At 43.1% G+C, this 24,806-nt stretch carries 20 protein-coding genes; 1 reads left to right on the top strand and 19 read right to left on the bottom strand.

Features of this window, described 5'->3' with window-relative positions:
• Nucleotides 1–5 precede the first annotated feature (5 nt).
• The 6 genes from coaBC to N9I19_RS01090 all read right to left on the bottom strand — a co-directional run bounded on the left by coaBC (nt 6) and on the right by N9I19_RS01090 (nt 6,339).
• Complete coding sequence (gene coaBC, locus N9I19_RS01115; protein ID WP_061462360.1) at nt 6–1,214, bottom strand: bifunctional phosphopantothenoylcysteine decarboxylase/phosphopantothenate--cysteine ligase CoaBC; 1,209 nt, start codon at nt 1,212–1,214, stop codon at nt 6–8.
• Between the two features lie 262 nt (nt 1,215–1,476).
• Nucleotides 1,477–1,683, bottom strand: a complete 207-nt coding sequence (rpoZ, locus tag N9I19_RS01110) for a DNA-directed RNA polymerase subunit omega (RefSeq protein ID WP_061462359.1) — start codon at nt 1,681–1,683, stop codon at nt 1,477–1,479.
• A gap of 3 nt (nt 1,684–1,686) precedes the next feature.
• On the bottom strand, nt 1,687–2,301 hold the full coding sequence (gmk, locus tag N9I19_RS01105) for a guanylate kinase (RefSeq protein ID WP_061462358.1): 615 nt from the start codon (nt 2,299–2,301) through the stop codon (nt 1,687–1,689).
• A 10-nt stretch (nt 2,302–2,311) separates the two neighbouring features.
• A complete protein-coding gene (gene remA / locus N9I19_RS01100) occupies nt 2,312–2,575 on the bottom strand; it encodes an extracellular matrix/biofilm regulator RemA (RefSeq protein ID WP_034313813.1) in 264 nt (87 codons plus the stop codon).
• A 55-nt stretch (nt 2,576–2,630) separates the two neighbouring features.
• Complete coding sequence (locus N9I19_RS01095) at nt 2,631–3,506, bottom strand: YicC/YloC family endoribonuclease (protein WP_125161802.1); 876 nt, start codon at nt 3,504–3,506, stop codon at nt 2,631–2,633.
• 154 nt (nt 3,507–3,660) lie between these two features.
• The gene (locus N9I19_RS01090; RefSeq protein WP_317776845.1) at nt 3,661–6,339 is read right to left on the bottom strand and encodes a calcium-translocating P-type ATPase, SERCA-type; all 2,679 of its coding nucleotides are present in this window, start codon (nt 6,337–6,339) and stop codon (nt 3,661–3,663) included.
• A gap of 405 nt (nt 6,340–6,744) precedes the next feature.
• Between N9I19_RS01090 and N9I19_RS01085 the strand changes: the two genes are divergently transcribed.
• The gene (locus N9I19_RS01085; RefSeq protein ID WP_061462356.1) at nt 6,745–8,466 is read left to right on the top strand and encodes an Rqc2 family fibronectin-binding protein; all 1,722 of its coding nucleotides are present in this window, start codon (nt 6,745–6,747) and stop codon (nt 8,464–8,466) included.
• A gap of 53 nt (nt 8,467–8,519) precedes the next feature.
• Here the strand turns inward: N9I19_RS01085 and pyrE are convergent, their stop codons facing one another.
• The 13 genes from pyrE to ileS form a co-directional block, all read right to left on the bottom strand.
• Nucleotides 8,520–9,155 carry an orotate phosphoribosyltransferase gene (gene pyrE / locus N9I19_RS01080; protein WP_061462355.1) on the bottom strand — a complete coding sequence of 212 codons (636 nt, stop codon included), beginning with the start codon at nt 9,153–9,155 and terminating at the stop codon, nt 8,520–8,522.
• Nucleotides 9,149–9,865 (bottom strand): orotidine-5'-phosphate decarboxylase, encoded by a 717-nt coding sequence (gene pyrF / locus N9I19_RS01075; protein WP_317776748.1) that lies wholly within the window; start codon nt 9,863–9,865, stop codon nt 9,149–9,151. Before pyrF ends, pyrE begins: the two co-directional genes overlap by 7 nt.
• A complete protein-coding gene (locus N9I19_RS01070) occupies nt 9,837–10,778 on the bottom strand; it encodes a dihydroorotate dehydrogenase (protein ID WP_061462353.1) in 942 nt (313 codons plus the stop codon). The genes pyrF and N9I19_RS01070 overlap by 29 nt, the downstream gene beginning before the upstream one ends.
• Entirely contained in the window at nt 10,775–11,554 is a 780-nt protein-coding gene (locus N9I19_RS01065; protein WP_089362424.1) for a dihydroorotate dehydrogenase electron transfer subunit, read from the bottom strand. Before N9I19_RS01065 ends, N9I19_RS01070 begins: the two co-directional genes overlap by 4 nt.
• Complete coding sequence (gene carB / locus N9I19_RS01060) at nt 11,551–14,757, bottom strand: carbamoyl-phosphate synthase large subunit (RefSeq protein WP_284471306.1); 3,207 nt, start codon at nt 14,755–14,757, stop codon at nt 11,551–11,553. The genes N9I19_RS01065 and carB overlap by 4 nt, the downstream gene beginning before the upstream one ends.
• The gene (locus N9I19_RS01055; protein ID WP_061462350.1) at nt 14,736–15,842 is read right to left on the bottom strand and encodes a carbamoyl phosphate synthase small subunit; all 1,107 of its coding nucleotides are present in this window, start codon (nt 15,840–15,842) and stop codon (nt 14,736–14,738) included. Before N9I19_RS01055 ends, carB begins: the two co-directional genes overlap by 22 nt.
• Nucleotides 15,839–17,125 carry a dihydroorotase gene (locus tag N9I19_RS01050; protein WP_284471307.1) on the bottom strand — a complete coding sequence of 429 codons (1,287 nt, stop codon included), beginning with the start codon at nt 17,123–17,125 and terminating at the stop codon, nt 15,839–15,841. Before N9I19_RS01050 ends, N9I19_RS01055 begins: the two co-directional genes overlap by 4 nt.
• Entirely contained in the window at nt 17,088–18,023 is a 936-nt protein-coding gene (locus N9I19_RS01045; RefSeq protein ID WP_317776747.1) for an aspartate carbamoyltransferase catalytic subunit, read from the bottom strand. The genes N9I19_RS01050 and N9I19_RS01045 overlap by 38 nt, the downstream gene beginning before the upstream one ends.
• A gap of 202 nt (nt 18,024–18,225) precedes the next feature.
• Nucleotides 18,226–19,515 carry a solute carrier family 23 protein gene (locus N9I19_RS01040; protein ID WP_317776746.1) on the bottom strand — a complete coding sequence of 430 codons (1,290 nt, stop codon included), beginning with the start codon at nt 19,513–19,515 and terminating at the stop codon, nt 18,226–18,228.
• A 176-nt stretch (nt 19,516–19,691) separates the two neighbouring features.
• Nucleotides 19,692–20,237 carry a bifunctional pyr operon transcriptional regulator/uracil phosphoribosyltransferase PyrR gene (gene pyrR / locus N9I19_RS01035; RefSeq protein WP_061462346.1) on the bottom strand — a complete coding sequence of 182 codons (546 nt, stop codon included), beginning with the start codon at nt 20,235–20,237 and terminating at the stop codon, nt 19,692–19,694.
• Between the two features lie 193 nt (nt 20,238–20,430).
• Nucleotides 20,431–21,348, bottom strand: a complete 918-nt coding sequence (locus N9I19_RS01030; RefSeq protein WP_061462345.1) for an RluA family pseudouridine synthase — start codon at nt 21,346–21,348, stop codon at nt 20,431–20,433.
• The gene (gene lspA, locus N9I19_RS01025) at nt 21,341–21,811 is read right to left on the bottom strand and encodes a signal peptidase II (protein WP_125161793.1); all 471 of its coding nucleotides are present in this window, start codon (nt 21,809–21,811) and stop codon (nt 21,341–21,343) included. Before lspA ends, N9I19_RS01030 begins: the two co-directional genes overlap by 8 nt.
• Before the next feature lie 222 nt (nt 21,812–22,033).
• The gene (ileS, locus tag N9I19_RS01020) at nt 22,034–24,802 is read right to left on the bottom strand and encodes an isoleucine--tRNA ligase (RefSeq protein WP_317776745.1); all 2,769 of its coding nucleotides are present in this window, start codon (nt 24,800–24,802) and stop codon (nt 22,034–22,036) included.
• Nucleotides 24,803–24,806: the final 4 nt, after the last annotated feature.

Genomic DNA, 24,806 nt, shown 5'->3' with positions numbered 1-24,806 from the left:
AGACATCATTCCTTTTGCATGCGAGATACTTCTGCCAGGATGCTTTTAGCTATATCCGCTTTACTCATTTTTGGAAGTTCTGTAGCACTTCCATTTTTATCGTAAATGGTCACGATGTTCGTATCCGTTCCAAATCCTGCCCCAGCGACGGTAACATTATTGGCAACGATCATGTCTGCATTCTTTTTCACTAATTTCCCTCTTGCGTATTCTTCAACATTGTTCGTTTCAGCCGCAAAGCCTACCAAAATCTGATGGGTTTTATTTTCACCAAGTTCCTTAAGGATATCCTTTGTACGTTCAAATTCAATTACATTTTCCCCTGGCTGCTTTTTCATCTTTTGAGCATGATAATTCTTCGGTTTATAGTCTGCCACCGCAGCCGTCATGATTACAACGTCACTGGAATCGAACTGACCGAAAACCGCTTCATACATATCTGCTGCCGATTCCACTGGTATTACTCTGGCCTTGGAAGGCGGCGTCAAGTTCACAGGGCCAGTGATCAATGTCACCTCAGCGCCCAATTCAATTGCCTGCTCAGCTAGGGCATATCCCATTTTTCCGCTGGAATGATTCGTCACGTAACGCACCGGATCGATTGCTTCACGAGTCGGCCCTGCCGTTATTAAATATTTCTTTCCTTTAAGAAGCTGAGGCTGTGATTTCCGTTCACCAAAATAATGAATGAGATGTGCCACGATCGTTTCCGGTTCCTCCAATCGTCCTTTTCCTACATAACCGCAAGCCAAATACCCTTCACCTGGTTCAATGAATTGATATCCGAACGTACGAAGTGTCTCCATGTTTTTCTGAACCGCCGGGTGGGCGTACATGTGCACGTTCATTGCCGGCGCCACCCAAACAGGTGCCACTGTTGCCAGAAGTGTGGTCGTGATCATATCATCCGCGATTCCATTGGCTATCTTGCCAATGACATTCGCTGTAGCTGGAGCTACTAGGATAATGTCAGCCCAATCAGCCAAGTCGATGTGGGCAATGACTGAAGAATCCTTCTCATCAAATGTATCTGTGTACACATCATTTCTCGAAAGTGCTTGAAAAGTAAGCGGCGTCACGAACTTTCGTGCCGATTCACTCATGATCACTTTAACATGCGCACCTTCTTGAGTTAATTTACTTGTCAGGGCAGCAGCCTTAAATACAGCAATCCCGCCGGTGACACAAAGAAGTACTTTTTTATCGATAAGCATGCAAATTTCCCCTAACTATACATTCTATTTTTATTAATTATGAACGATAACTGAAGATATTTCATTTGAAATGCGCAATAACTTATGGATTTCCTTAAACATTTCATATCTATGCCTGCTTCATCAATGGCATCGTTATCTTTGAGAAATCAAAACAAACAGGCCTGACACCTTGGCCGCAGGAAGGAAGCAACTTTCCAAATGTAACGCATCCTGTTTGCTTTAGGGTGTCAGGCCCGATGGGTCAAGCTTATTTGTTCTCTTAGTTTTCTTCGTAAGAATTATCGTAAGTCAATTTACCGGTATGAATTTCTTCTAGGGCACGACCTACGGATTTATGGGAAACCGGTTTGGTTATAAGGCAATTATCTTTAATTTGCATTTCCCTTGCACGTTTAGCTGCCACTGATACAAGCGAGTATTTAGAATCGATTTTAAGTAATAGCGAATCAATTGATGGATATAACATAGTTTATTCCGCCTCCAACATTTTTTTATATAAAACAGCAACTCTTTCCCGACGGCAATGCTCAGCAATTACAATTGCATTAATTCTGGCACATGCAGCATCCACATGATCATTTTCAACAACATAATCATAAAGATCCATAAGTTCTATTTCTTCCTTGGCCACTTTCATCCGTCCTTTTATCGCTTCCTCCGTCTCGGTTCCGCGAGTAACGATGCGGCTTTCGAGTTCGGTCAAGCTTGGAGGAGCAAGGAAAATGAAAAGTCCTTCAGGGAATTTCTCCCGGACCTGTTTAGCTCCTTGAACTTCAATTTCCAGAAATACATCTTTTCCGGAATCAATTGTTTCACGGACATAATCCACGGGCGTTCCATAATAATTCCCGACGAACTCTGCATATTCTAGCAATTTGCCTTCTGCGATCAATGCTTCGAATTCCTCGCGTTTTTTGAAGAAATAGTCCACTCCGTCAACTTCCCCATGGCGGGGCAGCCGTGTCGTCATCGAAATTGAATATTCAAATGCCGTTCCAGGCTGAGAAAAAATCGCCTTCCTTACTGTTCCTTTACCAACACCGGATGGACCGGATAAAACGATTAATAAACCTTTTTCTCTCATATTGTTTCAGTTACCCCTCTTCTACGCTGTCATCTCTATCTTGAAGCCGTGCGGCAACCGTTTCCGGTTGAACGGCAGATAAGATAACATGGTCGCTGTCTGTAATTATAACGGCCCTGGTTCTTCTACCATATGTAGCATCTATTAAGGATCCGCGGTCTCGGGCATCTTGGATAATCCTTTTAATCGGAGCAGACTCAGGACTCACGATGGATACGATCCGGTTTGCGGAAACGATATTGCCAAAGCCAATATTAATGAGCTTAATTGACATTTTTGTCCCCCATTCATATTTCTATTGTCACCTTGTTAGGTTCATCATAAACCGACTACTCGATATTTTGAACCTGTTCTTTTAATTTTTCAAGCAGACTTTTCATTTCCACCACATCTTTGGTAATGGCCGAATCATTTGCCTTTGATCCAATCGTATTAACTTCCCTATTCATTTCCTGGACAAGGAAGTCGAGTTTTCTTCCAATTGGTTCACTATGGGTAAGCGTCCTTGAAAATTGCTGTACATGGCTTTCGAGTCTGGTCAGTTCTTCATTTATATCACACTTATCGGCAAAAATGGCCGCTTCTGTCACAATACGGCTATCTTCAATCAATCCTTCTGTCAACTCGGCTAGTTTGATTTCCAACCGGGCTTTATATTTCTCGACGACTGAAGGTGCATAGTTTTTGAGCCCTACAACAATCTCACCAAACTTTTCAAGCTGGTATTTCATGTCCAGGGCAAGTTCCTGACCTTCCAGAGTCCGCATTTTTTTCAGATTTTCCAATGCCCCCATGACAGCCTTCAATAACAAGGCTTCCAAATCGGCAGGAACTGCAGGTACTTCTTCCGTCATGAAAATCGATTCAAGTTGCAGTAAATCCTGTAAGGTAATGGAACTTTCCAGATTGTATTTTCCCTTGGCTTCATCCATCAATCCCACATACTGATCAGCAAGGTCCCAATCGATCTTCACCTTTTTGGCAACCAGGCTCTCACCTTCCACCGTAATGAAGATTTCCACTCGTCCTCTTCTTATGTATTGATTCGCCTTTTTCTTCACCTTTTCTTCCAAAACCAAAAGCTGGCGCGGCATTCGAATCGTATATTCACAAAAACGATGGTTCACCGTCTTAATCTCGACAAAAACCTTGACCTGTTCGTTTTCCGCTTCTTCTCTTCCATAGCCCGTCATACTGGTAACCATGGTTCCACATCCTATCAAGCATAATGTAGTAATTTCGCGTTAACATTCATTATATATTAGCTACAGCATGAAAACTTTAGCTTACAAATAAAATACTACAAAAATAAAAAGGCAATAGAGCAAAACTCTACCACCTTAAAGATTATATCATATTTCATTGTGCTTTTCTTGCTAAAAAGGTTCCAGCCAGTAAAAAAGTTGGGATGGATGACATTCCTATTACCAATAGCCAATCTCTTCCTGAAATCGGTACAGTGTGGAAGATGGTTTGCAAAGGCTGCACATACATGACTGCTAGCATTAATAACAGGGAGGACAGTACTGCCCCCACTAGATAAAAATTACCGAATGGATTTCTCGAGAAGATCGAACGTTCACTTCGGCAATCGAAAACATGTATTAGCTGAGCTAGTACCAGGGTTGCAAACGCGATTGTTTGTGCATAAGCAAGGTTACCCGGATTTGCACGATATACCACATAAAATGCTATCAATGTAGAAATGCCAATCAGAAAACCGCGTGAGATGATCTTCCAGCCAAGCCCTCGTCCGAAAACCCCTTCGTTTGCATTTCTTGGATTTCTTTTCATTACATCTTCTTCTGGGGAATCCAGGCCCAACGCCATCGCAGGCAGACCGTCCGTAACAAGGTTCACGAATAAAATCTGGATTGGTATCAAAGGTAATGGCAAGGCACATAGCATCGCAAAAAACATGACCAAAATCTCCCCAACATTGGAAGCAAGCAAATAACGGATGAACTTCCTGATGTTTTCATAAATATTCCTGCCTTCTTTGATGGCCGATTTAATGGTGGCAAAATTATCGTCAACCAATATCAAGGAAGATGCTTCCTTAGCGACATCAGTCCCAGTTATACCCATTGATATACCTATATCCGCTGATTTTATCGCAGGTGCATCATTGACACCATCCCCTGTCATTGCGACGACATGTCCTTTATTTTGCAAGGCTTTTACGATTTTTAATTTATGTTCTGGGGAAACGCGGGCAAATACCGACACACTTTCAACAACTTCCTCAAGTTCCCCAACTTCCATACCAGCCAATTGCCTTCCTTCAAGTACACGGTCTTTTCCTTTTAAAATACCAAGTTCTTTAGCTATTGCCTTTGCGGTTATTACATGGTCACCAGTAATCATGACTGTTTTGATCCCAGCATCCCTGCATTCCTTAACTGCCTGCTTCACTTCTGGGCGGGGGGGATCAATCATGCCCTGCAGTCCCATAAAGGTCAAATTGCGCTCAGCTTCTGTTTCATGAAGCAAAATCGTTCCTTTGGGAAGGGGTTTATAACCAACAGCAATCATTCGAAGTGCCTGTGAGGCAAGCTCATTCATGTCCTGTTGCACCCTTTCCTTACTCTCGCGATTCAATATTTCCGACTTTCCTTCCCATAGAATCGTGTCACTCTGGGCGATCAATACGTCAGGGGCCCCTTTTACGATGACAAAATGATTATCTTTATCATCCTTCACTATGACACTCATCATTTTACGGCTCGAGTCGAATGGAAACTCCTTGACTACCGTAAACCGCTTAGATAAGTGTTCCCTTGTCAAACCCGCTTTCATTGCCGCGACCAACATCGCCCCTTCTGTCGGATCACCTTCTAATATATATCGTTTGCCATTCTCATTTAACTCAGCTTTGTTACAGAGCATGCCGAATGTAATTATTTGAAGCAAGGCATTTTGGTTTTTCGGAGCAACTGAAACTCCCTCTAAAGAAAACTCACCGACAGGATTATAACCAGTCCCGCCGACATCCCAAGTTTTCCCCCCACTCCAAACCTTCGTCACCGTCATTTTGTTTTGCGTCAGTGTACCTGTTTTATCTGAGCAAATTACCGTTGCACAGCCAAGCGTTTCTACTGCAGGAAGCTTGCGGACTATCGCTTTTTGTTTGATCATACGTTGTACGCCCAAAGACAAGGCTACAGTAACAATGGCTGGCAAGCCCTCGGGAATCGCCGCAACAGCCAAAGATACCCCGGCTAAAAACATCGTATAGAGGTCATGTCCTTGAATGACGCCAGTCAGCACCACGATCACGGTTAATATTAAAGCCGTGACGATCAAAATTTTCCCTAACTGCTCCAATCGCTTTTGAAGAGGTGTTTCTTTTGTTTCTGCAGTCTGCAGGAGGTTCGCAATCTTTCCCATCGCCGTATTCATTCCTGTAGCGATTACGATTCCAACTCCATTCCCTCTTGTAACCATCGTTCCCATAAAAGCCATATTTTCCTGATCACCGATACCTTCGACCTCATTCATCAATGGATCAGAACATTTAACAGCCGGGAGTGACTCACCGGTAAGGGCAGACTCTTCAATTTCAAGGCTTGAATGGTCGACGATCCGTAAATCGGCACCAATTCGGTCACCGCTCGAAAACTTCAGAATATCCCCCACAACAACTTCTCTCGAAGGGATTTTCAGCCAGTGTCCATCCCGAAGTACGTTGACCTGCGGCGCTGCCATTTCCTTTAGGGCATCCAGGGATTTTTCAGCCTTCCGTTCTTGAAAAAAACCAAGTAATCCATTCAAAAAAACAATAGCCATGATGGCAATCGCATCGATATATTCGCCCAAAATCCCGGAGACTAAGGTCGCGGCAAGTAAAACTATGACCATGAAATCCTTGAATTGTGCGAAAAATAACAGAATGGCTGACTGTTTTTCACCTTCCTTCAATTCGTTAAAGCCATTCTTTCGCAGCCTGTCCTTTACTTCATCATCGTCCAAACCGTGTGTAACGTTTGTTTGAAGCGCTTTCTCCATTTCTTGATTATTCATTTTCCTGAACTCCATCAAGTATCACACATCCCTTTGAATAGAATGAAATAGGCTCCTGTATCCATCTCAACAGGCGCTCTCGCTTTACTCATCCAACAACACCTGCCCGCTTACCGATACATAAAACAACCTGCTCTTCTTCCATGATTATTCAGACTCGTCCAAAATAATGCTATAATTAAACAGAATTGCGGAAAGAAGAACGATCCGGATAATATAATGAATGGACAAACTTTGTAATTAATATCACGAATCTATTAAAATCGCATCCATTCAATATTCCTGAACTGCAACTCCAGCTTTTCACCCAGTTCAACTGAATTAGTGAATACAGTTAAAATGGGCCGATCCTGATACATCGATAACGCCCTGCAGAATTTAGTATCATAGAAAATCTTATGTAAAGGAAGTAAAAATAGAATGTCATTTGATGGATTATTTACGAAAGCGATGACGGAAGAAATCGCTTCTATATTAAAAGGTGGACGAATCAATAAGGTACATCAGCCTTATAAAAATGAAGTAATACTGGTTGTTCGTGCTGGAGGTAAGAACCATAAACTCTTATTATCAGCCCACCCAAGTTATTCAAGGGTGCAATTGACCGAAGAAAGTTATGAAAATCCTAAAGAAGCACCCATGTTCTGTATGCTTCTTAGGAAGCACCTCGAAGGCTATACGATAGAAGATATTTATCAATATGAACTTGATAGGATGATCATCTTTGAGGTGAAAGGCCGCAATGAGCTTGGAGATGTTTCTCAAAAGCAGTTAATCATTGAAATCATGGGGCGTCACAGCAACATTGTTTTAGTCGATAAAGAACGGAATATGATTTTAGATAGCATTAAGCATGTTTCCTATGCAGTGAACAGCTATCGGGCGATATTGCCCGGCCAGGAATATAAGGTGCCACCCGCACAAGAAAAGGATAATCCCTTCAATGCTACGGAGGACGATATCAGGAAGAATATTGACTTCAATGCAGGAAAACTAGATAAACAGCTTGTTGCCCATTTTTCAGGAATTTCACCTTTAGCTGCAAAGGAAGCCGTTTACCGGGCTGGATTGGCCAACAGCACCACCCTTCCATCAGCTTTTTCAGGGCTTATCCAAGAAATCTCAGAACATAACTATGCCGCGACGATCAAACAAGATGGCAATAAAGAAGTTTTTTATATGCTTTCACTAGAGCATCTGACAGGAAAACAGCGTACTTTTTCTTCATTAAGCGAGATGCTCGACCGTTATTATTTCGGAAAGGCAGAACGTGATCGGGTTAAGCAAAAGAGCCAGGATGTAGAACGTTTCATTACTAATGAAATGGAAAAGAACTCAAAAAAAATCGGGAAGCTTGAACGAACATTAAAAGATACGGAACGCGGGGAACAGTATCAATTGTTCGGTGAGCTGCTTACAGCTAATCTATATCAAATGAAAAAAGGCATGAAGGAAATTGAAGTCGTCAATTATTATGATGAAGAACAAGGTACGGTCATCATCCCGCTTGATCCATTAAAAAATCCATCCGATAATGCACAAAAGTACTTCTCGAGATACCAAAAGTCTAAAAATGCAGTCGGTGTCGTTCAAGAGCAAATCGAAAAATCAAAATTGGAATTGGCCTACTTTGATGCCTTGCATCAGCAGCTCCAATCAGCTTCCCCCAAAGATATAGAGGAGATTCGCGAAGAACTTCAGGAAGAAGGCTATATCCGGCAAAAAAAGAAAAAAGGCATGAAAAAGCCAGCCAATGCAAAACCGCAGCTTGAAACATATTATGCTACCGATGGAGATCTCATTTTTGTTGGGAAAAATAATAAACAAAATGATTACCTAACGAATAAGTTCGCACGCCGTGATGAGATTTGGCTTCACACCAAAGATATCCCTGGCTCACATGTAGTGATTCGAAATGAATCACCAAGTGAAAAAACGATTAAAGAAGCGGCCGTATTAGCAGCTTTCTTCAGTAAAGCAAAGCAATCGAGCTCAGTGCCCGTTGACTTTACACAAGTTCGCCATGTTAAGAAACCGAATGGCTCAAAGCCTGGTTTCGTGATCTATGATCAGCAGCAAACCTTATATATTACTCCAGATGCCGATATTGTCATTCGCTTAAAGGAAGAAGTAAAGGATTGAATGGTAAAAAAATAGAGGTGATCCAATCCTGAGTGATTGGGCCACCTCCATTTTCATGCTGAAATCCAAGCGGTATCCGCCGGATTCTCCCGCCATTTTTTTAGCTTTTCCAATTCATCTGCTGTGATATACCCTTTTTCATTTGCGACTTTTATCAAAGTCGAGTAGTCACTCAACGAATGGTTAGTGATACCCTCAGCATTGAATTTTTCTTTTCCCTTTTCCAATTCGTAAGTAAAGATCGAAACGACTCCAAGAACCTCACAGCCAGCTTCTTTTAGTGCGTTAACAGCAGTAATTACACTGCCTCCGGTTGAAATCAAGTCTTCCACAACTACAACTTTTTGTCCTGGAATAGCTCGGCCTTCGATTTGATTGCCCTTTCCGTGCTCCTTAGCTTTCGAGCGAACATAGCACATGGGTGCATTTAATTTTTCACTCACCCAAGCTGCATGCGGAATGCCGGCAGTTGCTGTGCCTGCGATCAGTTCAGCCTCAGGGAAATGCTGTTCAATCAATCCTTTCAACCCTTCCGCTATTTCCTTCCGGACTTCTGGGTACGAAAGGGTCAAGCGGTTGTCGCAATAAATGGGTGATTGAATTCCAGATGCCCAAGTGAAGGGGTCATTCGGCTGTAGGTACACTGCTTTTATTTCCAATAAATGTTCAGCTATCTTTTGATTTAACATGAAATTCCCTCCCAAGCTGCTTTCATATCCAAATAGGCCTTTAATGGATCTTTAGCTCCCGTTATGGCTCTCCCGACAACGATGGCATCCGCTCCAAAATCCCTTGCCTGTTCAGGCGTGGCGATTCTATTTTGATCATGCGTCTGTCCACCTGCACTTCGGATTCCAGGTGTGACTGTTAAGAATTCAAGTCCGATGCGTTCATGTATGTTCTTTACTTCATGAGTGGAACAGACAACGCCATCCAATCCTGCCTGTTGAGTAAGCTTTGCATAATGGAGGACCGAGTCCTCCAGAGAACCGGCAATGTTTTGCTCAACGTTCATTTGTTCTTGTGACGTGCTTGTCAGTTGGGTAACCCCTATGCATAAAGGACGTTTTTTTCCAGCTGACGTTCCTTTATCCAGACCCTCCATAGCTGCTTCCATCATCTTTTGACCACCCGCAGCATGTACATTGACCATGTCAGCTCCTAAAGTTGCCAAACCTGTCATGGCCATTTTGACCGTATTCGGAATATCATGAAGTTTCAAGTCCAAAAACACATCATGGCCTTGCTCTTTTACGTAAGAAATAATTGCTGGTCCATTCTGATAAAATAATTCCATCCCCACTTTTACAGCGAGTTTTTCGGAGGGGAACTGACTCAAAAATCTTTCCGTTTGAATGAGGTCCGGGAAATCAAGGGCGATAATTAGTGACTGCTTCATTCTGCTTCCAGCTCCTTCCGGTACATTCTGAAATATGGTCAAACCCAAGCTCATCCAACAATTTCGGTAATTCTTCGATGATGGTCGGGCATACAAAGGGATCCACGAAGTTGGCGGTTCCCACCGCAACAGCACTGGCACCTGCATAGAAAAATTCAATGACATCTTCTGCTGTAGCGATTCCGCCCATTCCGATTATTGGAATCGACACTTGCTGGCTCACCTCATAAATCATCCGGAGCGCAACAGGTTTTATTGCAGGACCAGATAACCCACCCGTTCTGTTCGAAAGAATCGGCCTGCCGGTTTTTAAATCCAAACGCATGCCGACTAATGTGTTTATCATTGTCAACCCGTCAGCCCCGCCTTCTTCTACAGCTTTGGCCATTTCCACAATATTACTGACATTCGGTGAAAGCTTCACATATACAGGAACCGAAGATACTTCCTTGACCGCCTTGGTTACCTCTTTGGCAACTTCCGGTACCGTACCGAAAGCTATGCCACCTTCTTTAACATTCGGACAAGAGATATTCAATTCGAGTGCCTTTACATTCCCCACCTTACTTATGTCACTGGCAACCTTTACATAGTCAGCTATTTGTGAACCCGCAACGTTAGCGATGATAGGGACATCATATCCACCTAACCAAGCCAGTTCTTCACTGATGACTTTTTCTAAACCTGGATTCTGCAGACCGATGGCGTTCAGCATTCCCGAAGAGGTTTCCGCAACACGCGGAGTCGGGTTACCGAACCTCGGCTCAGGAGTGGTCGCTTTAATCATGATCGCCCCAAGAATATCCAAGTCAAAAAATTGACTGTATTCACGGCCGAACCCAAAACATCCAGATGCTGGCATGACTGGATTTTTCAAGTGTAATCCTGGTAACTCAACTGAAAGCCTGCTCATAATACCACCTCTCCTGCCCGGAATACGGGTCCATCGCTGCATACCTTTTTGTAACTGAAACCAGTTGGATCATCCCCTGTATGACATACGCAGGCAAAGCAAGCACCGATGCCGCACCCCATCCTTTCCTCGAGGGACAGGTAAAGCTTTTTTTCACGATAGCCCGCTTCCAATGCTTTTAGCATTGGTGTAGGCCCGCATGAAAAGATCGTTGCAAACTCCTGTTCCAGGTTGTCAATCACAGTCGTAACAAATCCCTTTGTCCCATATGAACCATCCACTGTGGCAATATGGGTATCACCTAATTCACTAAACTCTTCCTCGTAAAAGATGGCTGACTTGGTCTGGAAGCCCAATACATGGATCACCCTGACACCATTTGCAACCAACATCTTTGATAATTGATACAGGGGTGGGACACCAATCCCACCACCAACCAATAATGCCGTTTCGCCTTTTTTCGCTTCATGAACAGGGAATCCGTTGCCAAGAGGACCTAAGATATCGACCGCTTCTGCCTGTTTACGCTGTGATAACAGCGTCGTTCCTTTACCTTCAGCCCGGTATATCATCGTGAACTGTTTTTCACTGCTGTTATAAGAAGAAATTGAAATCGGGCGTCTTAACAATGGCTCTGTGCCTTCTGTTGTCTTGACTTGGACAAACTGGCCTGGTTGTTTCATCTCTGAAACCAGTTCTCCTTGAAGAGTAAGTTCAAAGATGGATGGGGCCAGTTCTTTATGAGTTAACACCTTCATTCTTTCCTTCTTGATCATATATGGCTCACCTCACGACTTTTTTCCGTTTTTCCCATTGCCTCTGCCGAGAAGGTCATGGATTCTATCACTCTTAATATGGCTTCTGCCGTATCGAGGGATGTAAGGCATGTTACTCCATTCTCAACCGATTCACGTCGGATTCTAAAACCATCGCGTTCCGGCTGCTTCCCTTTGGTCAAAGTGTTTATGACGAATTGTGCTTCCCCGTTTCGGATAACATCCAAGAGGTTTGTGCCTTCTTCGCCAATTTTACCAACAATCGCAGTCGGTATTCCGGATTGCTCCAATAAGGCAGCAGTTCCGCTGGTGGCTATCAGCTTGAAACCGATATTATGGAAGCGTTTTGCTAAAAGAAGCGCTTCTTGCTTATCTTTATCAGATATCGTCAATAATACCGAACCATGCCCCTCAATCTTGAAGCCGGAAGCGACCAGCCCTTTATATAAAGCCTTTTCAAGTGTGCTATCTTTTCCCATTACTTCACCAGTCGATTTCATTTCAGGTCCGAGTGAAATGTCCACACCTCTTAATTTTGCAAAAGAGAAGACCGGAACTTTTACATAGACCCCAGTTTGTTCTGGCACTAATCCGGATTCATACCCCTGGCTTTTAAGTGAGTGGCCCAGGATGACCTTGGTGGCTAAGTTAGCCATCGGCACATTCGTAATTTTACTTAAGAATGGAACGGTTCGGCTCGAACGTGGATTTACTTCAATGACATACACTTCTTCATTGCTGATGACATATTGAATGTTCAAGAGACCAATTATATTCAAGCCTTTTGCCAATCTTGTCGTATAGTCTATGATTACTTCTTTTTGTTTTTCCGTTAGATTTTGAGGCGGATAGACTGCAATCGAATCACCGGAATGGACGCCGGCACGTTCGATATGCTCCATTATTCCTGGGATTATGACCGTTTCTCCATCGGAAATTCCATCGACTTCGACTTCCTTACCTGTTAAGTAGCGATCTATCAGGACAGGATGATCTGGATTTATCTTCACAGCATTTTTCATGTAATGCAGTAATTCCTCTTGTTTATAGACGATTTCCATCGCTCTTCCCCCGAGTACATACGAAGGCCTTACTAATACCGGGTAACCAATGTCTTCAGCAATGACGATCGCTTCATCAACCGATGTTGCGGTTTTACCCTTCGGCTGCGGAATGTCTAAATCCTTAAGTGCCTTTTCGAACTTATTACGGTTTTCCGCCCTATCCAGGTCTTCAAGTGAAGTACCAAGGATCTTCACTCCTCTTTCAACAAGACCATCTGCAAGGTTAATCGCCGTCTGTCCACCAAACTGGACAATGACCCCTTCTGGTTTTTCCAAATCGATGACATGCATGACATCTTCAAGAGTCAATGGTTCGAAGTAAAGTTTGTCGGAGATACTGAAATCCGTCGAAACTGTTTCGGGATTGTTGTTGATGATGATCGCTTCATACCCCGCTTCTTTGATGGCCCATACTGAATGTACTGTCGCATAATCAAACTCTACACCTTGGCCTATACGAATTGGGCCAGACCCCAGGACAATGACACTTTTCTTTTCGGTAACGATGGATTCATTTTCATCTTCGTATGTCCCATAAAAATACGGTGTTTCCGATTCGAATTCCGCAGCACATGTATCGACCATTTTGTAAACAGGGATGATCCCTTGTTGTTTCCGGTACTCATAGACGTCAATTTCGGGAACTTCCCAAATTTCTGCGATCGTTTTATCAGAAAATCCTAGTTCTTTAGCCTTTTGCAGAACTTCACGATCAAAAGAATGTTCTTGAAGCTCCTTCTCAAAGTCGATTATCTTTTTCAACTTGTGCAAGAAGAATAAATCGATCTGGCTCCATTCGTGAATGGTTTCGATCGTTTTCCCCCTTCTTAATGCTTCGCCGATATAGAATAACCGTTCATCTCCCGCTTTTCGGATCCGCTTCTCTATTTTTCCATCCTCAAACTCGTCATTCAATTCAAGATGGTATATACCTGCTTCAAGGGAACGTACAGCTTTTAAGATGGATTCTTCGAATGTACGGCCGATTGCCATAACTTCTCCGGTCGCTTTCATTTGTGTCCCAAGCCTGCGATTTGCGCTCTCGAACTTATCGAAAGGCCAACGCGGAATCTTCGTAACTACATAGTCTAGTGCCGGTTCGAAGCTCGCATAGGTTTTGCCTGTGACAGGGTTCATCATTTCATCAAGCGTTAAACCGACGGCTATCTTTGCTGCTAGCTTCGCAATTGGATATCCTGTTGCTTTTGAAGCAAGTGCTGACGAACGGCTGACCCTAGGGTTCACTTCAATGACATAATATTGATAGCTGTTCGGATCAAGCGCAAGCTGAACATTGCACCCACCTTCAATTTTCAAGGCACGGATAATCTTTAAAGACGTATTTCTAAGCATTTGATACTCTCTGTCACTTAATGTTTGGCTTGGTGCGGCAACTATTGAATCGCCTGTATGGACACCTACAGGGTCGAAGTTTTCCATATTACAAACGACAATTGCATTATCATTGGAATCACGCATCACTTCATATTCCACTTCTTTGCAACCGGCAATGCTCTTCTCAAGCAGACATTGGTGAACCGGACTACTTTTCAGGCCACCCTCAACAATCTCGATCAGCTGCTCTTCGTTATCACAAATCCCACCGCCTGTTCCGCCAAGCGTGAAGGCCGGACGAACAATGACCGGATAACCGACTCGTTCCACGAATGTATAAGCCTCTTCCAAATTATGAATTATGTCGCTGTCAGGTACTGGTTCCCCAAGATCGTTCATTAGGGTACGGAAAAGGTCACGGTCTTCGGCTTGTTGGATAGCGGAAAGTTTCGTTCCAAGAATTTGCACATTGCATTCTTCAAGGATTCCTGCTTCGGCAAGCTCGACTGCCATGTTCAATCCAGTCTGTCCGCCCAGGGTAGGTAATAGTGCATCTGGACGCTCTTTACGAATGATTTTGCTGACAAATTCCAATGTGATCGGTTCGATATAAACCGCATCGGCCATTTCACTGTCTGTCATGATTGTAGCCGGGTTAGAGTTAATCAGGATCACTCGATAACCTTCTTCTTTTAAGGCTATACATGCTTGGGTTCCTGCATAATCGAACTCGGCGGCCTGTCCGATGACGATCGGACCGGAACCAATTACTAGGATGCTTTTTATATCAGTGCGTTTTGGCATGTTTTTTCCCCCTTGGTGTTTGCAGCTTCAATCATTTGTAAGAATTCATTGAATAAGTAGTTGGCGTCTTCCGGTCCTGGTGATGCTTCCGGGTGATATTGTACGGTGAAAGCCGGATATTTTTTATGGCGCAGCCCTTCAATCGTATCGTCATTTAATGCTGTATGTGTCACAATAAGATCAGTCTTTTTAATGGAAAGCTCTTCAACTGTGTATCCATGATTTTGAGATGTGATGGATATCTTCCCGGTACGAAGGTCTTTAACCGGATGATTAGAGCCTCGATGACCGAATTTTAATTTTTCCGTATCCGCCCCGTTTGCAAGTGCGAATAATTGATGTCCTAAACAGATTCCGAATAACGGCACTTCCGTTTGGATTGTACGGATCATTTCAAGCGTTTCATGAACACTTTTCGGATCTCCAGGACCGTTTGAAAGCATCACACCATCTGGGTGATATTGCATCACTTCCTCAGCGGTAACGTTATAAGGCACAACCACGACATCACAGCCCCGCTTCGTTAACTCACGTAAAATCCCATGCTTCATGCCATAGTCTACAAGAACTACCCGCGGGCCTCTGCCCGGGCTTGAATAAGGTGTTTTTGTTGAAACCTGTTTCACTTGATTAGAAGGAATTACCGTTGCTCTCAATTGGGAAACAACCTCTTCGGCATCTTTATTGATATTGCAGAGCGCTCCTTTAAGTGCACCAGATTTCCTGATGATCCTTGTCAGCTTTCTCGTATCGATTCCGCTTATTCCAGGTATGTTCTTCATTTTCAGATATTCATCAAGAGATGATTGGTTTCGCCAGTTTGAAGGAAGTTCTGCTGTTTCCTTAACGACGAATCCTGATATCGCCGGATTTATGGATTCAAAGTCATCCCGGTTTATCCCGTAGTTCCCGATCAATGGATACGTAAGTGTAACGATTTGACCGCAATAAGATGGATCGGATAGAATCTCCTGGTATCCTGTCATTCCTGTGTTAAAAACGACTTCACCTATTTTTTCTACGTCCCCTCCGAATGCTTCCCCAAGGAAAACCGTACCGTCTTCTAAAATTAGTTGTCTTTTCATCCTTGAACACGTCCTTTTTCCCAAACTGTTTTTCCTTCTGCAATCGTCATGACTGGCCAGCCATAACATTTCTTTTCATTAAAAGGTGTATTTTTTCCTTTTGAAGCAAACTCTTCATTATTAATTCCTTTTTCCGTTTCCAAATCGATGAGCACGATATCGGCCGTAGCACCTTCCTTTAGCTCTCCATAAGGAAGCGAGAAACTTTCAGCTGGTTTGACCGTCAGGAAATCGACCAATTGCTTTAATGTTATGACGCCCTTTTTAACCAATTCGGTGTAAAGCAACGGGAAGGCCGTTTCCAATCCCACTATTCCGAAAGGAGCTAGCTGCATTCCCTGCGCTTTTTCCTCAGCCGCATGCGGTGCATGGTCTGTTGCTATAAAATCGATTGTTCCATCAAGCAGTCCCTCTATCAGCGCGTCCCGATCTTCACGACCCCTTAATGGCGGGTTCATTTTATAATTCGTATCAAGTCCCGGTATATCATCTTCACACAATAATAAATGATGCGGTGTAACTTCTGCTGTGACACGAATACCTGCACGTTTGGCATCCCTCACCGTTCTAACCGATTCCTTCGTGGATATATGGCAAACGTGATAATGACAGTTTGCCGCTTCCGCAAGGAGGATATCCCGGGCAATATGTACAGCTTCACATACTGACGGAATTCCATTGATCCCCTGTTCCTTTGAGAATCTTCCTTCATGGACGGAGCCTTTATTGATCAAGCTATTATCTTCACAATGAGCGACTATGGCCATATCCTGTGCGGCTGCCCGTTTCATCGCTTCAAACATCATCCCGGCTTCTTGAATTCCTACGCCATCGTCCGTAAAGGCGAAAGCACCCGTTTGTTTTAATGAAGAAAAGTCGGTCAACTCCTTGCCGGCTTCCCTAATCGTTATGGATGCATAAGGGAGGACCCTGACATGCGCCGTTTCTTCAATTTTCCGGTTAAGAGCTTCAAGATTTTCCACTGTATCAGGAACTGGCCTTGTATTAGGCATTGCCGCTACCGTAGTGAAACCGCCTCTTGCCGCTGCAAGCGTTCCACTTGCGATTGTTTCCTTATGTTCACCGCCCGGTTCGCGCAAATGGACATGCAGGTCAATAAACCCTGATGTAATAAGTAACCCTTCAGCGTCAACAACCTTACAATTTTCCGTTGATAAGTTCTCGCCGATTTTTGTGATGACCTTTCCTTCTATTTCAATGTCCGCTTTTTTGAATGAATTTTGATTATCTAGCAATACTCCATTTTTGATTACAGTTTTCATGGTTGATTCCCCCTTCGGATTGTTCAAGCACATTTTTCAATACGGCCATTCTTATGAACACGCCATTTTCCATTTGTTTAAAAATTCTTGAGCGGCTGCATTCGACTAATTCACTGTCTATTTCAACACCACGGTTTATTGGTGCAGGATGCATGATGATCGCACCCGGTTTCATATTTTTTTCACGTTGTTTGGTCAGACCAAAATTCTCCAGATAATCTCCATTTGCCTGGTCGTATTTTTCGATATGCCTTTCATGCTGTATTCTAAGCAGCATGACTACATCCGATGTCGCCATCGCTTGATCGATGTCTTCATATCCTCCTAAACTGTTGGTTCTGTCAAACCATCCAGGCGGACCTGAAAATACGACATTCGCTCCTAAACGAGTCAATGCTTCTGCATTCGATTTTGCAACCCGACTATGCCTCACATCCCCGATTATCGCAATCTTCAGACCCTCGAAACCTTTAAACTCTTGTTTTATCGTCAATAAGTCAAGTAATGACTGGGTTGGATGATTTCCGCATCCATCCCCTGCATTGATTATCGGAATACCGATTTTCTCTTTCAACTCGTCAAAATAATTATCCTGCTCATGACGGATGATCAAGGCATTGACGCCTATTGCTTCGAACGTTTTAACAGTGTCATATAAGGTTTCCCCTTTTAACACGGATGATGTACCCGCATCAAAAGGAATGACCTCAAGACCCAGTTTTCTTTCAGCCATTTCAAAGCTTGATTTTGTTCGTGTGCTTGGTTCAAAGAACAGATTGGCAACTGTGGTCTGCTGTTTTGGATTCCAGCCAGATCCGTTGGCAAATCCTTCAGCCTCATGTAATATTTTTTCAATGTCAGTTATAGTCAATTCATTCATCGTAAATAACATTTTCATCGATCCTGCTCCCTTCACATTTGTGATGCGGGGGATAAAAAAACACCCCGCCATTAAGGATAGGGTGTAGGTCATAAAGAATTGTGAGTACGAGGAATGGTTCATCATTTTATCCCGTTCTCATTCATCTTTATAGCAACACCCTTTTAAGCCTCTCTGGACTTCTTTTAAAAGGTGATCTATTGTTTTGATGCAGTTTCACTTATTTTTCAAAGATGTCTCCGGATATTTTTTCCCGGTCCGGAAGAATCAAGTTAAGAAGAATCCCGACGATGGCTGAAAGTGCCATGCCGGAAAGCGATACTGTTTTCGATAGTTGTACAAACGCGCCTCCGATTCCTAACACCAGTATGACTGAAGCTATCATCAGGTTTCTTTTCTTGTCAAAATCAACCTTATTATCAATCAGCATCCTTAAGCCACTTGATGCGATGATTCCGAAGAGTAAGATGGAAATGCCGCCCATCACTGCTGTAGGTATCGAGCTGATGACTGCTGAAATCTTACCGTTAAAGCCAAAGATGATTGCAGTTAACGCTGCCCCCCCGATGATATAAACACTAAATGCCTTTGTCATGGTCAGGACCCCAATATTTTCACCGTATGATGTGAGCGGTGGCCCACCGATTAAGGAACCAATCATGATTCCTGCCCCATCTCCTAAAATCGAGCGATGCAAACCGGGCTTTTCCAAAAAATTTCTTCCGACTACTTTGCTCAGTACCATCTGGTGCCCGATATGCTCTGATAAAGTGACGACGGCCACAGGGACCATGATCGCAATGACTTCCCATGAGAAGGTCGGTGTATAGGTTATATAAGGAAACATGAATTTCGGCATTTCCCACCATTGTGCAGATTTAATTGGTTCATAATCTATAATTCCCGCAACTGCTGAACAGCTGTAGCCAACTATTATTCCCATTAATATAGGAATCAAGTTAATGAATCCCTTAAAGAACACGTTGCAGATGATGGTTACCGCTAAAGTTATTAGCGCTATTATAATATAAGTGACACTGTAATTTTTTTGCGGATCATACATCGCCATGTCCACGGCCGTTCCAGCGAGGCTTAACCCGATTACAATGATAACTGGGCCAACCACAACCGGAGGAAGCAAATTCATTAGCCAGCGCAATCCTACTTTTTGGATAATCAAAGCTACTATCCCATATATGAACCCTGCTGCAAAACAGCCGATCATGGCCGCTTCCGGTCCTCCTAAAGCCTTTGCCGCGATGATTGGCGTAATGAAGGCAAAAGATGAACCGAGATATGCAGGAATCTGACCTTTGGTAATCATTAAGTATGAAAGTGTTCCTAATCCGCTTGAAACCAGTGCTACCGCCGGGCTTAACCCAACCAAGAATGGCACCAGTACCGTTGCTCCGAACATGGCGAACAAATGCTGGATGCTTAACGTAATCCACTGGCCAGCCTTTGGCACGTCCTCGACATCCAGTACGATGTCCCTTTTTGTTTCTTCCATTTCCGAATCCCCCTCATGAAAATTGCATCAAGACTGCAAAAACCCTCTTTGCAGTTTATACAAAGAGGGTTTCTCAGAAGGCGGAATGCCTATACATAGACACAACTCTCCCGATTGACTCCCTTTGCCAGCCTCTCTGGACTGTCTTTAAAAGGGTTATGAAATTTTCATGTTGTTTATTTTTCTAATATAGTGACTTGATCTATTTCATCTACTTCTGTTAAAGTAACTGTAATTTTTTCAGATTGGGAAGTCGGAACGTTTTTTCCGACGAAATCCGCACGTATCGGCAGTTCCCTATGTCCCCTGTCAACTAATACCGCGAGCTGGATTTGCGAAGGTCTTCCCAAATCCACCAGAGCATCCATTGCCGCTCTAACGGTTCTGCCGGTAAAAAGAACATCATCCACTAAAATCACTTTCTTGTTGCTGATATTGACCGGAATGTCTGAACCTTTTACTACGGGTTCCCCATCATTGGACTTTTTCGAGAGGTCATCGCGATAAAGTGTAATATCCAGTTCACCCAGCTCTATTTCCTTACCTTCTATTTGATTGATGCGCTTTGCAAGCCGGTCGGCGAGGAAAATCCCGCGTGTTCGGATCCCGATTAAGACGCAATTTTCAATACCCTTATTTTTTTCAATAATTTCATGGGCAATTCTCGTCAAGGCTCTGCTAATGGCCTGTTCATCAAGTACTATGGCTTTCTCATTCAACATGTCGGCCACCCCGATTCCCTATTTCTGATTGGTTTTCTTCAATAAAAAATCCTCATGCCAAGAAGGCATGAGGATTTTATCGCCATGGGTAGAATTATCCCAATTTGCGCATCCGTTTCCTTCTCAGTCTCTCTGAACTGTGTTAAAGGTTCTTATTAAGTTGTTATTATAATATATCAGAAAAACGTATTTGTCAATCCTTACTTCTACGCAATTGATTAATTAGATTTTCAAACTCTTCCGGAATCGGAGCTTCGAACTCCATATACTCATTTGTACGTGGATGAATGAATCCCAGAAGACCGGCGTGCAATGCTTGTCCATCTAATTTCAGGGTCTTTTTCGGACCATATTTCGGATCTCCGGCAAGTGGGAACCCAATGTATTTCATGTGAACACGGATTTGATGCGTCCTGCCTGTTTCAAGCTGGCATTCCACCAAAGTGAAGTCATTGAAACGTTCAATGACCCGGAAATGTGTAACAGCATTTTTGGAATTTGAATCTGTGACAGTCATGCTTTGGCGATCCTTTTTATCCCGGCCGATCGGTGCATCAATTGTTCCGAAGTCATGAGGAATCACTCCATGAACTACAGCTTGATACTTACGGGTAACCGTTTTGTCAACAAGCTGCTGCACAAGTTTTTCATGTGCCATATCATTTTTTGCAACCATCAATAGACCTGATGTATCTTTGTCGATTCGATGGACGATTCCAGGTCGCATCACACCGTTGATTCCAGAAAGATCGTTGCAGTGAGCCATCAAGCCATTTACAAGCGTGCCTGATACATGTCCAGGTGCTGGGTGGACGACCATACCGCTCGGTTTATTAACCACGAGTACATCAGCATCTTCATAATAGATATCCAAATTCATTTCCTCTGCTACTGCATCCAATTCCTCAAGTTCAGGAATCGTCACTTCGATTGTATCGCCAGGAATAGCTTTGTAATTCGTCTTTATAGCCGAGCCATTTACTAAAACATGGTCATCTTTAATCCATTGCTGGACCTGAGTACGTGACCATTCCTCATTCAAAGTGGAAAGAGCCTTATCAATCCTAACTCCTTTTAGTGTTTCATCGATGCTGTATAACCTTTTATCCATTATCTTTCTCCTTAGCGTTTTTTTCTTCTAAAAACATATGAATCACGAGCAATCCGACACCAATTGAAAGCGAAGCATCAGCAACATTAAATACCGGGAAACTGTAGCTGAAAATATAGGTATGAACGAAATCCACTACTTCCTGACGAGCAACACGATCGATGAAATTACCAATCGCACCGCCTAGCATGAGAGCAAGTGCAACTCCAAGCAAACGGCTTTCCTTCGCCATCTTCTGAATATAATAGACAAGTCCAATAATGACAGCGATGGTGATGATGTAGAAAAACCACATTTGACCTTGTAGAATTCCCCATGCTGCCCCACGATTACGATGCGAGGTGATATATAGAAGGTTTTCAATAATTTCAATGCTTTCTCCGTACTCCATTTTTTGCACAATCATCCATTTTGTCAGCTGATCGAAAGCTATGACCAAAAGGGCTATTAAATAATAAAACACACTTTTTCCCCCAAACTAATCAAATCTTCACTTTTGAATTGTAGCATAAACTAGAAATAATAACTAATACGAAAAACAGAAGTCTGTTTTTTATAGTACGGATAATATTGGATAATGAAGAAAAAGTCAACATTCCCTAATGTAGGATGCTTACAGCCCTTTCTGTTCTCTTTCCCACAAAAAAGCCGGTCCCTTCATAAGGGACCGGCCTTCCTTTTGGAATTATTGATTCACATAATGCTTCTTCACGACTGTTGCACAACGTGGGCAAAGTGTTGGATGTTCTTCCACTTGACCTACTTCTTTCGAAACATTCCAGCAACGTTCACACGTTTCACCTTCTGCTTTTGTAACAAGGATCGCTATATCCTCAAGTTTAACCGCTTCTGCCGGGGCATTTGCAACATTGCCAGCGATTTCAAATTCGGAAACGATGAATAACTGTTCAAAGCTTTCCTTAATGCTATCGAGCAAATTCTTCGTTTCTTCATTAACATATACCATCACTTTTGCGTTCAGTGATTTTCCGATGACTTTTTGGTTCCGGGCTTCTTCTAATGCTTTCAGTACATTATCACGGACATTCATGAACGCCGTCCATTTTTCTTCAATGATTTCAGCATCATCGATGGAAATTTCCTTAGGCATCAATGTCAACTGTACACTTTCTTCCGTCACTCCCGGAATGAAAGCCCATACTTCATCAGCTGTATGAGAGAGGATTGGTGACACCAATTTCGTTAAGCTGACCAATGATTCGTAAAGAACCGTTTGAATGGCCAAACGCTCTTTTCCATTTGGTGCTTCACAATAAAGAATGTCTTTCGCATAATCAAGGTAGAACGAACTTAAATCCTGTGTGCAGAAATTATTGACCATATTATAAATTGTGGCAAACTCATAATTTTCATAACTTAGCTTCGATTGTGTGATCAGCTTATTCAATTTAACTAGCATGTAACGGTCGACTTCAGGTAATTCTTGGACTGCCACTTTATCGGTTTCTGGATTGAATCCATCCAAGTTCCCTAACAAGAAGCGGAATGTATTACGGATTTTCCGGTACACTTCAGAAACTTGTTTTAAAATAGGATCGGAAACCCTGACATCCGATTGGTAATCCACCGAAGCAACCCAAAGGCGTAAAATATCCGCACCAAGTTGGTTCATGACCTTAGATGGCAGGACGACGTTCCCAATCGACTTACTCATTTTACGACCTTCGCCATCCAATGCGAACCCGTGGCTCAGCACGCCTTTATATGGAGCTTTGCCTGTGACCGCAACACTTGTTGAAAGTGATGAGTTAAACCAGCCGCGGTATTGATCGGAACCTTCTAAATAAAGATCAGCAGGCCGCTGCAGGTCGTCTCTTTCTTCAAGTACCGCCTGATGAGAAGAACCGGAGTCAAACCATACATCCATGATATCCGTTTCTTTTGTAAAGGTACCATTCGGGCTGCCTTCATGTGTATAGCCTTCAGGCAGAAGATCTTTCGCTTCACGCTCAAACCAGATGTTTGAACCGTGTTCGCGGAAAAGGTTTGAAATATGGTTGATGGTTTCATCCGTAATGATCGGCTCGCCATTTTCTGCATAAATGACTGGAATTGGCACGCCCCATGCACGTTGACGGGAAATACACCAATCCCCGCGGTCACGGACCATATTGAATAGGCGCGTTTCACCCCAAGCGGGTACCCATTTTGTTTCTTCAATTGCTTCCAGAAGTTCACTGCGGAAGTCTTTGATTGAGGCGAACCATTGTGCCGTTGCACGGAAGATCGTTGGTTTCTTCGTCCGCCAGTCATGTGGATAAGAGTGTGTAATGAACGTCAAGTTCAATAACGCGCCTGCTTCTGTTAATTTTTCAGTAATTGGTTTATTCGCTTGATCATAAAATAATCCAGCAAATTCTCCTGCCTCTTCCGTCATGACCCCTTTTTCATCTACAGGACAAAGTACGTCCAAGCCGTATTTTTGCCCAATGATAAAGTCATCTTCACCATGTCCAGGTGCAGTATGAACACAACCCGTACCAGCTTCAGTTGTTACGTGCTCACCCAACATCACTAAAGATTCGCGGTCATAAAGAGGATGTTTGGCAACAGCGCGGTCCAACTCGCTCCCTTTTACTGTTTTCAAGATAGACGGGTTATCCCAGCCTAAAGTTTCTGTAACCGATTCAAGTAGCGCTTCGGCAATTAAGAATTTTTCATTTTCGACAGCCACTACTACGTAATTTAATTGCGGATGCAATGAGATACCAAGGTTAGCCGGGATCGTCCAAGGAGTTGTTGTCCAGATGATGATCTTTACGCCTTCTTCGATTACACCTTTGCCATCTGTGACTTCAAAAGCAACATAGATCGATGCAGAACGTTTGTCTTGATACTCAATTTCAGCTTCAGCAAGGGCCGATTCACTTGATGGAGACCAGTAAACAGGTTTTTTCCCTTTATAAATATAGCCTTTTTTCGCCATTTCACCGAAGACCTTGATTTGCTGTGCTTCATATTCAGGCTTTAATGTGATATAAGGATTATCCCAATCACCACGGACCCCAATTCTCTTAAACTGCTCACGTTGATTGTTAATCTGAACATAAGCATATTCTTCACAAAGCTTTCTGAATTCGGCAACGCTCATTTCTTTCCGTTTCACGCCTTTTTTTGTCAATGCCGTTTCGATTGGAAGCCCATGCGTATCCCAGCCAGGTACATACGGTGCTTGAAAACCGCTCATCGATTTAAATCGGACAATGAAATCCTTTAAAACCTTATTCATTGCATGGCCCATATGGATATCGCCGTTAGCATATGGTGGTCCATCATGCAAAATGAATAAAGGCCGTCCTTCCGTTTGTTCTTGCACTTTTTTATAGATGTTCATTTCATTCCATTTTTCTTGGATTTCCGGCTCACGTTTCGGTAAATTCCCCCGCATTGGAAATTCAGTTTTAGGCATCAATAAGGTATCTTTGTATTCCATTATA

The organism is Peribacillus sp. CSMR9, assembly GCF_033141925.1.
In the GTDB taxonomy this organism is placed as follows: Bacteria; Bacillota; Bacilli; order Bacillales; family DSM-1321; genus Peribacillus; species Peribacillus simplex_A.
Note: the sequence above shows the minus strand (reverse complement) of the source record. Positions and strands in the feature narration are given on the sequence as shown.